Here is a 14,706-nt window from a genome sequence, read left to right as displayed (position 1 = left end):
GGCCGAAGATGCTGACCGCATCCGGCCGTTGAAGAAGCGAGAATTTCTCATATGTGTCAGTGACATGAGAAATTCTCGAATGGAATACCAAGAGTCATTTTCAATAACCCTTGGTATTATACCCCCTGCGAGGCGCGGAAGGGGTCCATGGCATAGACGCCCAGCAACTCGACCTCTTCGGCGAAGAAGGCCAGTTCCTCAAAGGCCAGTTTCAGCAGGCGGTCACTGGGGCGGCCTTCGACCTCGGCATAGAAGAAGGTCGAGGCAAAGATGCCGTCGCGGATATAGCTTTCCAGCCGGATCATATTGATGCCGTTGGTGGCAAAACCGCCCAACGCCTTATACAGCGCCGCCGGGATGTTGCGCACACCAAACACAAAGCTGGTCAGGACGCGCTCGGCCTCCGCGGGGTCAGAGACTTCGGCCTGCGCGCTGAGGACCAGAAAGCGCGTGGTGTTGTTGTGCGCGTCTTCCAGATTGCGACGCAGGATTTTCAGGCCATAAAGTTCCGCCGCGATTTCCGGCGCAATGGCGGCGCGGTCACGCTCCTGCGTCTCGCTGAGGCGGCGGGCCGCACCGGCGGTATCGTGATAGATTTCCGGGCGGATGCCCAGGGCGTTCAGCGAGTTGCGGCACTGCATCAGGGCCATGGTGTGCGAAAAGGCCACCTTGATATCCGACAGTTCGGCGTCCGGCGTCCCCATCAGGGTCATTTCGATGGGCAGGAAGCGCTCACCGATGATCTTCAGCCCCGAATGCGGCAACAGGTGGTGCACGTCGGCCACCCGCCCGGCCAGCGCGTTTTCGACCGGAATCATGCCCAGAGCGCACTCGCCCGCCGTCACCGCCGCAAAGGCCGCCTCAAAGGACGGGAAAGCGGTCGGCGTATAGTCAGGGAACCAGCGGCGGCAGGCCTGATGGCTGAAGGCGCCGGGTTCGCCCTGATAGGCGATCTTTTGGGAAGCGGTCATGGCAGAGAGACCCTGAACAACAGAAAGCGCCGTCTGTGCCTGTCTTTCCGCCGTTTTTCAAGGGTTTCGGCGCAAAGCTCTATGCCTAAAGCGAAAGGTAGGTTTTGAAAATACAGGCGGCGAAACAAGAAATTAGAGCGAAATGTCCCCTCACCTCAAAGTCATTTCTATCTAGTGCTGGAAATAGGGCGCGATTTGGCTTAGAGGCAAACAGGTGCGCAGGCGGCTTTTGCGGTTCTGCGACGATTTGACACAGAAGCCCTGAGGACGCTTTGCCGCGCGAAAGGCGGCTTGCGCAATGAGGCCTTTTCGTGTCAGAGAACAGAGATAAAGAGCCGCTACCCGGCATTGACCCCGAGGGGATCGTCCGGTCAAATAGGCGGCTGAACGCTGGGATATAGAGTCGGGACGTCAGAGGCGGCATGAGCGGTAATCTTCAGTTTAACAAGATCATGGCGGCGGGCCTCACGGCGGCGCTGGTTATTGTGGTGGCGCGCGTGGGCGTCGATGCCCTTTACCACACAGAACCGCCGGCCAAGCCAGGCTACGCCGTCGAAGTGGCCGAAGCCGAAGCGGGTGGCGGCGCGGCTGCCGTTGAGCTTGATCCGGATTGGGGCACGGTGCTGCCGACCGCCGATCTGGCCGCCGGTGAAAAGGCCTTCGGCAAGTGCGTCTCGTGCCACAATGTCGATCCGGCCAATGCCAATATGACCGGTCCGGGCCTGTGGGGCGTGGTGGGTCGCGCGACGGCCGGCCATGCGGGCTTTGCCTATTCCGACGGCATGAAGGCGCACGCCGCCGAGGCGCCGACCTGGACCTATGATCAGCTCTATCACTTCCTCGGCAATCCGGCGAAGTGGGTCAAGGGCACCAAGATGGGCTTTGCCGGTATCAAGAAGCCGGAAGAGCGCATCGCCCTGATCGCCTACCTGCATTCCAAGGGTTCGACCGGCTATCCGATCCCGGCCCCCGATCCCTCGCGTCAGCCGGGCGCGGCGCCCTCAGCGGGTGCCGCTCCGGCCCAGCCCGCTGAGGCGGCGGCCGCACCGGCAACAGCGGCCAGCCCTGCCTCTGCAAAAGCGGCTCCGGCGGCGTCTGCCACACCCGCACCGGCTCCGGCGGCATCGGCTGAGGCTCCGGCCGCCGCACAGTAATCCAGACACAGAAAAACCCGCCGGAGACGGCGGGTTTTTTGCATCAGACTCTTGATTTCTTACAGTCGGCGGAAGGCGATCGGTCGGCCCACGCCCGCCGCTTCGATGCGGTCCACGGCCTCACGCAGCGGCTCGATAACCGTCTTCATGTGGTGGCCATTGGCGTGAATGATATGGTCTTCGTCGCGCATGATGGCGACGTGGCCCTTCCAGAACACCAGATCACCGCGATAGAGGCCTTTCAGGTCCGCACCGATGTCCAGCGCTTCGCCCATATGCGACTGCATGTCCGAATCGCGCGGGCAGGCCTGACCGACGGCGTAGAGCGCCTGCTGCACCAGACCGGAGCAATCGAGGCCTTCGCTTTCGCGCCCCCCCCACTGATAGGGGGCGTTGAGATAGGTTTCAGCGACGCTGACATAGTCGTGGTCGAAATCCGTAAAGTCCGACAGGTGGGCGCGGTAGATCCAGCCCAGATCATTGAGCTGCGCATAATTGCCATCCGTGCCGGTGACACTGACCAGCGCATTGCGGCTGAGCGCACAAACGATCTGCGATTTCAGGTTCGGCTCCGAGAAGACGTAGCTGCGCAGGGTCGAAACATAATGGGTCGGCACGTACCAGTCGCGCGACAGGTCGGCTTCGCGCACATAGCCGCAATAGCCGTCACGCAGGGCCTGACCCCACACATAGTCGCGGGAACGTTCGATCACGCGGAAGCGCTCTCCGAACAGAATCTGATCCAGTTGCTCGGCGCTGTCGCTGGGGGCGGCGCGGATAGCGCTGACCGGTGCGGCGCAGGCGAGGGTTTCGCCAACGACAAAGGTTTCGGCGCGCATCAGCCCCTGAAGGCGCTGATCGGCCTTGCCGTCCTTGAACGGCGTCATGCGCGGGTCGAAATCGTCGTGGGCCATTCTGCTGCCTCTGGAGCCTCATACCGAAAAGTGGATACCACTTTTCGGATATATATGAGGCGTTCAAAAAAACTCACCATCATGCCCTTTTCACCTGCTTAACCTTCGTAAAAAAGTCTTAACAGAGAAAGGCTTAGAGCAAGACCATAGCGCAAAGATGCGAATGTGGAGTTAATGACACGACCGGCGAGGCGCAGATTGTCACAGCCCGCGGATCAGGCGGAAGACGGCGCGCAGGGTCTGGGCCTCGGCCCCGACGGGGAAGCCCGGACGGCCGCGCGGGTTCCAGGCGTAGAGGTCGAAATGCACCCACGCCCCCGTCTGTGGCGCGAACCTTTGCAGGAACAACGCCGCCGTCACCGATCCGGCCTGCGCCCAACCCTGCGGATCGTTCCTGAGATCGGCGATATCGGACTCCAAAGCGTCACGATACCCGGCCCACAGCGGCATCCGCCACAGCGGGTCGTGCTCGGCAATGGCCGCCACCTCCAGCCGCCGCGCCATCTCTTCGTCGTCCGTATAGAAGGGGATGACTTCCGGCCCCAGCGCCACGCGCGCCGCGCCGGTCAGGGTGGCAAAATCGAGCGTCAGATCGGGCTCCAGCTCCGCGGCCCGCGTCAGGGCATCGGCCAGAATCAACCGCCCTTCGGCATCCGTATTGCCGACCTCGATCGAGCGCCCGGCGCGCGAGGCGATGATGTCGCCCGGCCGGAAGGCGTCGCCGGAAATGGCGTTTTCAACGGCGCTGATCAGTACGTGCAGACGCACACGCAGATTGGCCCCCATGATCAGGCGCGCCAGCCCCAGCACATGCGCCGCACCACCCATATCCTTTTTCATCAGGGCCATACCGGCCCCGCCCTTGATGTTCAGGCCGCCGGTGTCAAACACCACGCCCTTGCCGACCAGAACAATGACCGGCTTGCGGACATCGGAAATATCCTCGACCTGCGGCGTCCAGTCGATTTCGATAAAGCGCGGGGCGCGGGCTTCGACCGCCGCACGACCCACGGCGTGCACCGCCGGGAAGTTTTCACGCAGCAGCGCATCCCCGGTAATGACGCTGATCTGTGCATTGAACTCTGAGGCCAGCGACCTCGCCGCTGCTTCGATCTCGGCCGGGCCCATATCATTGGCGGGCGTATTGACCAGATCACGCACCAGATCGTGCGCCGAAACCTCCAGCGCCACGGCGTCGCGCGCCTCGGCATCAAGGTCGCTGGCGTCCAGCCGCACCTCATCGCGTAAGGCCTTGCCGGCCTTATAGCGATCAAAGACGTAAGCCCCCAGTTGGAACGCCACATGGATGGCCTTGCGATCCAGCCCCTCATCGGCCTTCAGCCGCCACACCCCGGAAGGCAACTGCCCCGGCAGGGCGCGGAAGCACAGAGGATTATAGGCCCGGCGCACCCCCAGACCGAACCACGCCGCCAGACCGCCATTGAGCGGCAGCACGACCAGCGCCCCCGCCTTACCCGTAAAGCCCTTCGCCCGCAAAAACGCCGCCTGCGTCGCCTCCAGGGCGGACAACGCCGCCTCCACCTCATCCTCAAACAGGCCGAAGATGATGTTTTCGGGCGTTTTGGCGGGCGGGTTGGGCAAGGGCTTGGGCATGGCAGTCTTCTCAGGAACAGCAGAGGGTTTAACCATATATTTAGGGGTCTAAATCAAAGCTTAAAGCCGTATTCGTTTTTGCGAGGCCAGAACGCCTCCGGCCGTCTCAGGGTGTCGCATGACCCGTCTTGCCGTTCTGTTGCTCGCTGGCGGTTTGCTGGCCCTTCCCGTTCTGGCCGCCGAAGACGCCAAACCGGCCGAAAAATCAGGCCTGAAATCGGTCAAGCTGGTGGAGACACCGGCTCCGCCCAAGCCGGTCAAGGCGACCAGGGCCGAACGCGAAGCGGCGATGCGCCTCGACCCGCTGGGGCGCGCGGCCTTTTTCAATCGCGAATTTGTCAATGACCCGACCGATATTGAGGCCGGACTGGCCCTGTCGGAGGCGCAGCGCGCACTGGGCAGCCCCAAGGAAGCCGCCGATACGGCGCACCGCGTGCTGTTGTTCGCGCCGCAAAATTACGAGGCCTTGCTGGCGGCGGCGCGCGGCCACATCGCCAATAATGACGCCTTCTACGCCATCGACCCGCTGCAAACCGCCACGACATTGAAACCCAATGACTGGCGCGCTTGGTCGCTTCTGGGTGTGGCCTATGACCAGACCAAGCGCAGCGAAGAGGCGCTGACCATGTGGGACAAGGCGCTCAGCCTGTCGCCCGATAACCCCGCCGTCCTCACCAATCAGGCCATGTACAAGGCCGGCAATGGCGATCTGGCGCAGGCCGAAACGATCCTGCGCCGCGCCGTCACCCTGCCCGGCGCGACCATTCAGGTGCGTCAGAATCTGGCGCTCGTTCTGGGGATGCAGGGCAAGCTGGCCGAGGCGGAAAAACTGCTGCGGCAGGACCTGCCGCCGGATGTGGCGGATAAAAACCTCGCCTGGCTTCAGGCCTCGCTGAAACCCGCCGGTGCCACGGCCCCGGCCCGCGACTGGAACAGCCTCAAGGGCGGGTGATCTGTAAAACCGCGCCGCCCGTAAGATAAATGCGGGCCAAAACCCCAGAATGGGACTCCTGTCTGCCCCCGCGCCTGTGCTAGGGTGCACGCGCGACGGGCGACTCACCCGCGCGGCCAATTATCCCCAGACGCGACATTGTGCCCACACAAGATGTAGATATTCATCTGGTGTTAACTACAAAGTGTGGTGATATGGGGCCTCAGTTCAGTGTCGATTCGGAAGTCATGCCATGAGCCTCATCATCCCCGGTGCCCAGCCCAAGGCGGGCCTGCTTACCCCCTCGATTGCCTATAAGCCGTTCCGCTATCCGTGGGCCTTCGACTTCTGGCAAAAGCAGCAACAGGTGCACTGGCTGCCCGAAGAGGTGCCGCTGGGCGAAGACGTCAAAGACTGGGCGTCCAAGCTGAACGACAATGAGCGCAACCTGCTGACCCAGATCTTCCGCTTCTTCACGCAGTCGGACATCGAGGTTCAGGACAACTACATGGAAAAATACGGTCGGGTGTTCAAACCGACCGAGATCAAGATGATGCTGTCGGCCTTCGCCAATATGGAGACCGTGCACATCGCCGCCTATGCCCTGCTGCTCGAAACCATCGGTATGCCCGAAGCCGAGTTTGGCGCGTTCATGGAATACGAGGCCATGCGCGACAAACACGACTTCATGCAGAAGTTCGGCGTCGATACCGATGCCGATATCTGCCGCACGCTCGCTATGTTCGGTGGCTTTACCGAAGGCCTGCAACTGTTTGCCTCCTTCGCCATGCTGATGAACTTCCCGCGCTTCAACAAGATGAAGGGCATGGGGCAGATCGTCTCGTGGTCGGTGCGCGACGAAAGCCTGCACTGCGAAGGCATCATCAAGCTCTACCACGCCTTCAACAAGGAAACCGGCGCGGTGACCAAGGCCGTGGCAGACGACATCGTCGATTGCTGCAAAACCGTGGTCGGCCTCGAAGACAAGTTCATCGAACTGGCCTTCGAAATGGGTCCGGTCGAGGGCATGACGCCGGACGACATCAAACAATATATCCGCTACATCGCCGACTGGCGCCTGCGTCAACTGGAACTGCCCGAAGTGTTCGGCGTGCAGGAAAACCCGCTGCCCTGGCTTCAGGTCCTGCTGTCGGGCGTCGAACACGCCAACTTCTTCGAAGCCCGTGCCACCGAATACTCCAAGGCCGCGACCAAGGGCTCTTGGACCGGCGGCGAAGGTGTGTGGGACGCTTTCGATACCCTGCTCAAAAAGCGCTCGGAAGCCACCCGCGGCGTGAATGTGTAAGGGATAAGGTCTTTAAAGGTTTTTTTTGGGGCCGCAGGCCCCAAACCCCGGATGATTAAAGCGCTCCATTGTCAGGCAATGGGGCGCTTTTTTGTATCGGGGTGTGGGGGCTGCGCCCCCACATCTTGAATCAATTAACCTCCCCTAACGGCGCATTAACCTTCTGCCCTTAGCCTGAGCGGATGATCCCTTACCCTGCCCTGCTGCGCGCCGCCAAGCCGGTTGCGCTGACGCTGCTCGTGCTGTTGTGCACGGGCACGGTGGGGGCGCAGCCGGTTCAGAAACCCTTAAGTAAGCAGGCGCAGACCGAGCTGGACACGCTGGGGGCGGAGTTGCGCGCCAATGCCCGCAAGCGCGAGCAGAAGCATCAGTCGGCGCGGGAGATCGCGCAGGAGATCGAGCGGCTGCGGGCGCAGATGATCGACATAGCCCGCACGCAGGGGGCGTCGGAACAGCGGGCGGCGATCTATCGCGCGCGGCTGGAGACGCTGAGCCTGCTTGAGGCCGATATGACGCGGCGGCTGGGGACGTTGCGCAACAAGCAGGCGCGGTTGCTCAGCGCCTTGCAGATCTATTCGCGCAACCCGCCGCCGACGATTTTCGTTTCGACGCGCAAGGCCAATGACGCGGTGATCGCGGCCATATTGCTGAAAGAGATTACGCCGGAGCTGAAAAAGCGCGCGGCCGTGCTGTCTGAGGAGAACCGCAACCTGATCCGCGTGCGGCGCGAGGCGGCTTTGCAGAACGAGGCGCTGTTTATTTCCGAAAGCGACGTGTCGGAGCAACAGAAGCAGTTAGAGACCCTGATGGCCGATCGGGCGGCGCTGGAAGACCAGCTTTTGCGTGAAGCCGATGCCATTGAGGCGCGCAATCTGGAGCTTGAGGCGCGGCAGCGGACCCTGCTGGGCCTGCCCTCGCCGCTGCGCCCGGCCCAGAGCCGGACGCTCGACCTACAACTGCCTGTGGTGGGTGAAAAGGCCGCCAGCTATGGCGAGACGGTGGACGGTCAGACCAGCCGCGGCCTGCGGCTGAAGACCACGCCGGGGGCGCAGGTGCGCAGCCCCGGCAATGGCCGCGTTGAATATGCCGGGCCGCTGGACGGCTATGGTCAGGTGATCATTCTCGATATCGGCAATGGCTATCATGTGGTGATGACGGGGCTGGGGCGGGTCTATGTCGATCCCAACCGCACCGTGGCCAGGGGGGAGCCGCTGGGGCGCACGCCCAATCTGACCGACAAGCCGACGGTCTTTTATATGGAGCTGCGCCAGGGCGAAAACCCCGTCAATCCGGCCACCGGCTTCGATCTGAGCAAGCTGTAAAGGCCCTGTTTACGCCACATTAAAAGCCTGTAGTATGGGTAGTAAGCGTCTGTGCCACCGCAGGTTTGCGGGTGGCCATTACGGAGCCAGGAAGCTCCAAAGAGGACTATATGAGAAATTATTTCCTGGGCGGCGTCGCCGCTCTGGCCCTGAGCATTGGTGCGGTGGCCTACGCCAATCAGCCGGCCTTTTCGCCCAAGTCCGATACCTATGAAATGCTTGAGCTGTTTGGCGACGTCGTGGCGCTGGTCAAGCAGAACTATGTGGTCGAGGTGGACGACAAGAAGCTGATTGAAGCCGCGCTTCAGGGGATGCTGTCCTCGCTCGATCCGCATTCCAACTACTTGTCGGCGGATGATTTCACCGACCTTCAGGAACGCACCAAGGGCGCCTATGGCGGCATCGGCCTTGAGGTGCAGTCCGAAGACGGCGCGGTGAAGGTGGTCACCCCGATGGACGACACCCCGGCCATGAAGGCGGGTATCCAGTCGGGTGACTTTATCACCGCCATCGACGGCACCTCGATTCTGGGGATGCGCCTGAACGAGGCCGTCTCCAAGATGAAGGGGACGCCGGAGACGGACCTGACGCTGACCATCTACCGCGAAGGCAAGGACGAGCCGTTCGACGTCAAGCTGAAGCGCGAAATCATCAATGTGAAGTCGGTCAAGGCGCGCATGGAAGGCGCTTACGGCTATCTGCGCATCTCGAACTTCAACGAGAATACGGCGCGCGAATCCTATGAGGCGCTGAGCGATCTGCGCACGAAGAACCCGCAGATGAAGGGGCTGATCCTCGATTTGCGCAACAATCCCGGCGGTCTGCTCGATCAGTCGGTGGGCGTCGCCGACCTGTTCCTCGAAGGTGGCGAAGTGGTGTCGCAGCGTGGGCGCAAGCCCGACGACATCACCCGCTATCAGGCCCATAAGGGCGACATCATGAACGGCAAGCCGATCGTGGTTCTGACCAATCCGGGTACGGCTTCGGCGGCGGAAATCGTTGCAGGCGCGCTTCAGGATCACAAGCGGGCCTCAACCGTCGGCCTGACCACCTTTGGCAAGGGTTCGGTGCAGAGCGTCATCAATCTGGGCGAAAACCGCGCGGTGAAGATGACCATTGCGCGCTATTACACGCCGTCGGGCCGCTCGATCCAGAAGACGGGCATCGAGCCCGATCTGGAAGTGGCGCAATCGCGCGATCAGGCCAAGGTGATCGCCAACCGCGCCTATTCCTTCTCGGAAGCCGATTACAAGAACGCGCTGGATGCCGATGAGGGCAAGAAGCGTCAGGAAGCGCACGTCGTGTCCGAAGTGCCGCCGGATTCCTACGACGTCAAAACCGGTGACTTCCAACTGGCGCGCGCCATCGACGTGCTGAACTATGGCGGCGACGTGAAGATGGCGGCGGCGCACCCGCGCGGCCTCAAGCTGGCCATGTCCGATCTGGTCGATACGCCGAGCGAGCGCTTTGCGGGCAAGACCAAGGCCGGTCCGGCCAAACCAGCCCCGGCGGCGGCTCCCAATACGGCGACCGCTTCGTCGTCGTCATCCTCAAGCTCGGCGCAACCGAAGTAAGCGACACCCCCGCATCATACCGAGAGTCATTGAAAATGGCTCTTGGTATGCCTTTCGAGACGGTCTCATCTCACTGACACATATGAGACAGTCTCGTGTGTCCAACGGCCGGATGCGGTCAGCATCTTCGGCCGTTGGTATCCTTTATTTGGGCGGGGGTTGTTGCATCCGCACACGGGCAGAGCGCGTATAAGACCTGAAAAAAACGCCCGATGCGTCGCACCGGGCGTCAGGATACATCTCATGGACCTCCATCCATAGGCCACTCGTCATACATGCCAGAGAGTGTCTAAAAAGACAGGCTTGTGTGGCGAAACCTGCAATCATAATGATCCTCAATGGCTTAACGGGCGAATCAAGTTGCCGTGAGAGTTGAAGCCGCCCGCCGTGAACACCAATGACGCCCCCGTTTCCTGAGCATCTGCATATCCTCTCCTTGCCCTACCGGCCGCCCGAAGCCTTTTTCGGCAGCGTGCTGAGGTCGGAGCGCTGCGCCGGTTTCCTGTCCGATGGCGGGGCGCTGGGGCGCTGGTCGTGGCTGTGTGTGGCACCCGATGACACAGAGGTGTTTGCCTTTGACGATGCGCGCCACCCGGAAGAGGTGTTGCGCACGGCCTGTGCGCAGGCGTTGGGTAACACCCATGTCCACGGTAACGACATCGCGGATTTGCCGCCCTTTACCGGCGGGCTGATCGGGTTGGCCGGGTTTGAGCTGGGCCCGCGGCTGGAAAACCTGCCGCCGCGTGCGTTTGAGTTGGGGGCTGAACCGTGGCCCGAACTGGTGCTGATGCGCTTTTCGGCGGTTCTCGCTTTCGACCTGCATCAGAAGCGGCGGCTGGTACTGGGGCGCGGCACAACGCCCGAAGCGGCGCGACAGCGGGCCGAGGCCTTGGCGGCGCAGGTCGAAACCGTGGCGTCCCCGCCCCGACCCGCCGCCTTGATGGACAGCCCATTGCTCAGCGAAACACCGGACGCCGAGTTTGAGGCGAAGGTGGCGACGCTGGTGGCGCAAATCCATGCCGGTGACCTGTTTCAGGCCAATCTGGCGCGCGGCTGGCGCGGCGCTCTGAAACCCGGCCTCGCGCCCGATCACATTTTACAGGCGCTGGCCGAAGCGGGGGCCAGTCCTTTCGGCGCCTTTGTGCGCTTTGGCGACCGCGCCGTGGTGTCGAACAGCCCGGAACGTTTTATCCGTCTTGAGGCCGACGGGCGCATGGAAACCCGTCCGATCAAGGGCACGCGCCCACGCGGGCACACGCCGCAGACTGACTCAGAGCTGGGTCAGGAACTGCTGAACAGCGCCAAGGATCGCGCCGAAAACCTGATGATCGTCGATCTGATGCGTCACGACCTGTCGAAGGTCGCCGAGGTCGGCTCGGTGCGCGTCGAAGCCCTGAACGCGCTGGAATCTTATCCCAATGTGCATCATCTGGTGTCCGTCGTCACCGCGCAACTGAAAGCCGGGCACACAGCCGCCGATGTGCTGCTGGCCACCTTCCCGCCCGGCTCGATTTCCGGTGCGCCCAAGGTGCAGGCCATGAAGGTCATTCAGGCGCTGGAGGCGCCGCGCGGTCCCTATTGTGGCTCGCTGTTCTGGGTCGATGCGTCGGGTGCCATGGACTCGAATGTGCTGATCCGCACGGCCGCCTGTGAACGCGACGAAAGGGGCCAATGGCACTTAAGGGTCAGTGCGGGTGGCGGCATTGTCGCCGACTCCGATCCGGCCGATGAACGCCGCGAAACCGAAACCAAGCTGTCCCTGTTCCGACAGGTGCTGGAGCGCAGATATTAAGGTTTCAACGGGATCTGACTGCCCGACCGCGGATGATGGTAGGTCGTCGATTTGAACGTCGTATTGATGGGCAGGAACTTACCGATCGGCGGCGTGAAGTCGTAGATGACCTCGGTGACGATCAGGGTCTGGCCCGCAGGCAACTGATCCGTGGTCAGGCCTTTGGTATCAAACGGTAGGGTGCCCTGCCAGTTTTTGCTCGGAGCCGGTGTCCAGTCCGCCGCGATAACGCCGGTGGTCGCGTTGCGCGTTACACTGGAGATACGCATATGTAACTTGGTCCCGGCGGGAAAGGGATCAAGAATACTGCTGCCGATTTCAAAAATATCGTCCACATTGGCCTGAGTCAGGCTTTCGGACTGCGCGACCAGGTCCCCCATGCTGGCGGCCAGGTGCGACGTGCGGCGACTGGCCATCAGACCGAGGCTGAGATCGGCCAGCCCCCAGTAGATGACAATGAGAACCGGCGCGATCAGGGCGAATTCCACCGCCGCCGTACCGCCTTGCGCCCGGAGGCCAAACCGCAGGTGTTTACCCAGACATCTCAGCATCAGAAGGGCTCGTTTCTGAAAACGATGGTGGAGGAGACAACCATTTCCCCGCTGCTCAGAGCGCCGAGACCGGGCTTCATAAACGGCGAAACGACCCGCCAGGGATAATAGACGCGCACCAGCTGGATCTGGCTGCTGCCCCCTGCCGTATATTGCAGGTTGGTGAATTCACCGTTCACGATGACGTTGGGGGCTTCGGTTACCATTTTGAAATTGGTGAAGGTGCGGACATCGGCGCGCATCTTGGATGTGCAATCCGACCCCAGCCACGCCATTTCCGCGCAGACCTTGGTAATGAAGGCGCTGGACGTGGTCGGCTTGGTGGACTGGCCGGTCCGCAACTCACGCGACACCTTGCTGGCGGCCAGATCGAGCGACACGCCGGCAACCAGCACGATCGCCAGTTCGAGGCAGCCCATGATCAAACCAAAAAAGGGCAGGGCAATAACGGCAAATTCCACCGCGGTCGAACCCCGGCGGTCACGCCATAGGCCAAATCTGGCACGCGTTGCGAAACGTGTGAAACGGCTTTCGCCATGCGCTCCGGGGCGGCGGCGAAAAATCGCGGTTTTGGTCAGCAGTCTGCGCACCCTGTCCGTCCCATCAAAAGAACTGTGTCCACATCCTAAACGAGAGGGAGTCAACAGGGGGTTAAATTGGAGGATTAACTCGCCGGGGTAGGTGGCGGTGCCGGCGCGGGGGTGGAAGACGACTGCATCCCGTCGGTCTGCTCGATGCAGGTACGACCACAGATCAGGGTGCTGGATTTCATGCCCTTATAAACGGTGACGCCCCCCTCGACCGGTGTGCCCACCATCACATCGGCGTCAAAAATATTGCGGCCCGTGCTGTCGGTGACCGAAACCGAAGACCGGCCAAAGCCCCGACCGATTATATATATAGTGCGCGAATCGACGACGGTCACATCGGCCACATCGGGATTTCCGACGATCACCGATCCGGCAGGTGCCGGCAGGACCACCCGTGCGCTGTGGTTTTTTTCGACCACGATCTTGCTGGCGGCTTCGGCCGCACCGACGGGTAAAAGCGCCGCCACAGCCAGACACGCGGCCATTATCATCTGTTTCGTCATCTTTGCCTCCATCTGCAAAGGCGCTGGACGATTGTGCCCCCGGCGCAGCTTCCAGCCTGCCTCAGGAATATGAGCTTCAGGTTAGGAACACAGGTAAACAAGATATGTTTAAAAATGCTGAACGCAATATTAATGAAAAAAAATTTGACCAAATTTCAATATACAACATCGTTTATAAGAATTAACCTTAACGAAAATTTACAGTAAATCATTATTAACTATAGAAAAATCTCATAAAATTTCCATTGTTTACTTCATATTAATTGCGATCACATATTCTGCATTCGTGTTCGGGAGCAAGTGAGCCAAACAACTCACCACCCCGGTCCGAAGTTAAACCTCACTTGCTTAGCATACTACTCTAATGGAGACTCTCATGACCAACCTCATCAAGAACTTTGCTAAAGACGAATCGGGCGCCACGGCTATCGAATACGGCCTGATCGCCGCCCTGATCGCCGTCGTCCTGATCAGCGTGCTGACCACCATCGGCACCAACCTGGAAGCCAAGTTCACCGAAATCAAAGACGCCGTCGGCTAATTGACCGCGGTTTAGCAACCCAGGCGAAGGGCCGCAGATCGATGTCTGCGGCCCTTTTTTTCAGGACCTCGCCGATGCCCACGCTCAAAACCTTCTGGACAGATGAGACCGGCGCAACCGCTCTTGAATACGCCCTGATTGCGGCCCTGATCTTTCTCGTGGCATCGACGGCTATACTGGCCTGGGGCGACTCCATGAAAGAACACTATACAGCGCTCGGCGACAAAATCGGTGGCGCGCTGACAAACTGAACCGGCGGTCTGGTCTTTAATTTATCGCCTCTATTTGCAGTAAAACACTCTCTTAACCCTGTTCGGTCTATGGCTGAGCCTCTGTGAAATCGCCATCGAGAGCCTCTGACCGATGCCCGCCGTTCTGATCCCCGCCCTCTTCTGCGTCGTCTATCCGGCCTGTCTCGTCTGGGCGGCCATCAGCGACCTGCGTTCGATGACCATTCCGAACCGCCTGAGCCTGATCCTTGCCGGCGTCTTTTTTCCCGCCGCCCTGCTTCTGGGCCTGTCACCCCTCAGCATAGCCCTCCATACCGGCATCGGTTTGGGCATTCTCGTTGTGGGCTTTGCCGCCTTCGCCTTCAAGGTTTTAGGCGGTGGCGACGCCAAACTTCTCGCGGCGACGGCCCTGTGGTTTCATCCGGAAGGCGTTCTGGCCTTTCTGACCTACACCGCTCTGGTGGGCGGGGCCTTTACCCTGTTGCTGCTGCTGGCACGGCAGTTCCTGCAAATCTATACCCCCACCCTGCCTCAGTGGCTGCAAACCCTGCTCAAGCCGCAAGGGGACATCCCCTATGGGGTCGCCATCTGTGCCGGGGGCCTGCTGGCCATTCCCTACAGCGACCTGTGGCCGTTGCTGAACAGGCTGGCCGGATAGGCAGATCAGACGTGCAAATGGGTGTTTCCGGTATCATTTTCACAAATTCGTCCGG

15 protein-coding genes are annotated in these 14,706 nt (G+C 61.0%); 9 read left to right on the top strand and 6 right to left on the bottom strand.

What is annotated here, in order from left to right; all coding sequences use genetic code 11:
* Positions 1 to 116: 116 nt before the first annotated feature.
* On the bottom strand, positions 117 to 971 hold the full coding sequence (locus LDL37_RS09725) for a prephenate dehydratase (RefSeq protein ID WP_290797380.1): 855 nt from the start codon (positions 969 to 971) through the stop codon (positions 117 to 119).
* 422 nt (positions 972 to 1,393) lie between these two features.
* Between LDL37_RS09725 and LDL37_RS09720 the strand changes: the two genes are divergently transcribed.
* Entirely contained in the window at positions 1,394 to 2,125 is a 732-nt protein-coding gene (locus LDL37_RS09720) for a cytochrome c family protein (RefSeq protein WP_290797378.1), read from the top strand.
* Between the two features lie 59 nt (positions 2,126 to 2,184).
* Here LDL37_RS09720 and LDL37_RS09715 read toward each other — a convergent pair whose 3' ends face one another.
* Complete coding sequence (locus tag LDL37_RS09715; protein ID WP_290797376.1) at positions 2,185 to 3,039, bottom strand: SH3 domain-containing protein; 855 nt, start codon at positions 3,037 to 3,039, stop codon at positions 2,185 to 2,187.
* Positions 3,040 to 3,240: 201 nt separating this feature from the next.
* Positions 3,241 to 4,653 (bottom strand): leucyl aminopeptidase family protein, encoded by a 1,413-nt coding sequence (locus LDL37_RS09710; protein ID WP_290797374.1) that lies wholly within the window; start codon positions 4,651 to 4,653, stop codon positions 3,241 to 3,243.
* Between the two features lie 118 nt (positions 4,654 to 4,771).
* Between LDL37_RS09710 and LDL37_RS09705 the strand changes: the two genes are divergently transcribed.
* The 5 genes from LDL37_RS09705 (at position 4,772) to LDL37_RS09685 (ending at position 11,578) form a co-directional block, all read left to right on the top strand.
* Entirely contained in the window at positions 4,772 to 5,605 is an 834-nt protein-coding gene (locus tag LDL37_RS09705; RefSeq protein ID WP_290797372.1) for a tetratricopeptide repeat protein, read from the top strand.
* A 232-nt stretch (positions 5,606 to 5,837) separates the two neighbouring features.
* Complete coding sequence (locus tag LDL37_RS09700) at positions 5,838 to 6,890, top strand: ribonucleotide-diphosphate reductase subunit beta (RefSeq protein WP_290797369.1); 1,053 nt, start codon at positions 5,838 to 5,840, stop codon at positions 6,888 to 6,890.
* A gap of 182 nt (positions 6,891 to 7,072) precedes the next feature.
* Positions 7,073 to 8,212 carry a peptidoglycan DD-metalloendopeptidase family protein gene (locus tag LDL37_RS09695; RefSeq protein ID WP_290797366.1) on the top strand — a complete coding sequence of 380 codons (1,140 nt, stop codon included), beginning with the start codon at positions 7,073 to 7,075 and terminating at the stop codon, positions 8,210 to 8,212.
* A gap of 110 nt (positions 8,213 to 8,322) precedes the next feature.
* Complete coding sequence (locus tag LDL37_RS09690) at positions 8,323 to 9,786, top strand: S41 family peptidase (protein ID WP_290797363.1); 1,464 nt, start codon at positions 8,323 to 8,325, stop codon at positions 9,784 to 9,786.
* A gap of 397 nt (positions 9,787 to 10,183) precedes the next feature.
* Positions 10,184 to 11,578, top strand: coding sequence for an anthranilate synthase component I family protein (locus tag LDL37_RS09685; RefSeq protein ID WP_290797360.1), 1,395 nt, complete (start codon positions 10,184 to 10,186; stop codon positions 11,576 to 11,578).
* Here the strand turns inward: LDL37_RS09685 and LDL37_RS09680 are convergent.
* The 3 genes from LDL37_RS09680 to LDL37_RS09670 all read right to left on the bottom strand — a co-directional run bounded on the left by LDL37_RS09680 (position 11,575) and on the right by LDL37_RS09670 (position 13,222).
* Positions 11,575 to 12,129 carry a TadE/TadG family type IV pilus assembly protein gene (locus tag LDL37_RS09680; protein WP_290797356.1) on the bottom strand — a complete coding sequence of 185 codons (555 nt, stop codon included), beginning with the start codon at positions 12,127 to 12,129 and terminating at the stop codon, positions 11,575 to 11,577. The two genes, LDL37_RS09685 and LDL37_RS09680, sit on opposite strands and share 4 nt — an antisense overlap.
* On the bottom strand, positions 12,129 to 12,719 hold the full coding sequence (locus LDL37_RS09675) for a TadE/TadG family type IV pilus assembly protein (RefSeq protein WP_290797354.1): 591 nt from the start codon (positions 12,717 to 12,719) through the stop codon (positions 12,129 to 12,131). Before LDL37_RS09675 ends, LDL37_RS09680 begins: the two co-directional genes overlap by 1 nt.
* 74 nt (positions 12,720 to 12,793) lie before the next feature.
* On the bottom strand, positions 12,794 to 13,222 hold the full coding sequence (locus LDL37_RS09670) for a pilus assembly protein N-terminal domain-containing protein (RefSeq protein WP_290797351.1): 429 nt from the start codon (positions 13,220 to 13,222) through the stop codon (positions 12,794 to 12,796).
* Between the two features lie 376 nt (positions 13,223 to 13,598).
* Here LDL37_RS09670 and LDL37_RS09665 point away from each other — a divergent pair, with 376 nt between their 5' ends.
* The 3 genes from LDL37_RS09665 (at position 13,599) to LDL37_RS09655 (ending at position 14,651) form a co-directional block, all read left to right on the top strand.
* Positions 13,599 to 13,763 carry a Flp family type IVb pilin gene (locus LDL37_RS09665; protein WP_290797348.1) on the top strand — a complete coding sequence of 55 codons (165 nt, stop codon included), beginning with the start codon at positions 13,599 to 13,601 and terminating at the stop codon, positions 13,761 to 13,763.
* Between the two features lie 74 nt (positions 13,764 to 13,837).
* Positions 13,838 to 14,014, top strand: a complete 177-nt coding sequence (locus LDL37_RS09660) for a Flp family type IVb pilin (protein WP_290797345.1) — start codon at positions 13,838 to 13,840, stop codon at positions 14,012 to 14,014.
* A 112-nt stretch (positions 14,015 to 14,126) separates the two neighbouring features.
* Complete coding sequence (locus LDL37_RS09655; protein WP_290797342.1) at positions 14,127 to 14,651, top strand: prepilin peptidase; 525 nt, start codon at positions 14,127 to 14,129, stop codon at positions 14,649 to 14,651.
* The last annotated feature ends 55 nt before the right edge of the window (positions 14,652 to 14,706 follow it).

The organism is Asticcacaulis sp. (genome assembly GCF_020217185.1).
GTDB lineage: Bacteria > Pseudomonadota > Alphaproteobacteria > Caulobacterales > Caulobacteraceae > Asticcacaulis.
Note: the sequence above shows the minus strand (reverse complement) of the source record. Positions and strands in the feature narration are given on the sequence as shown.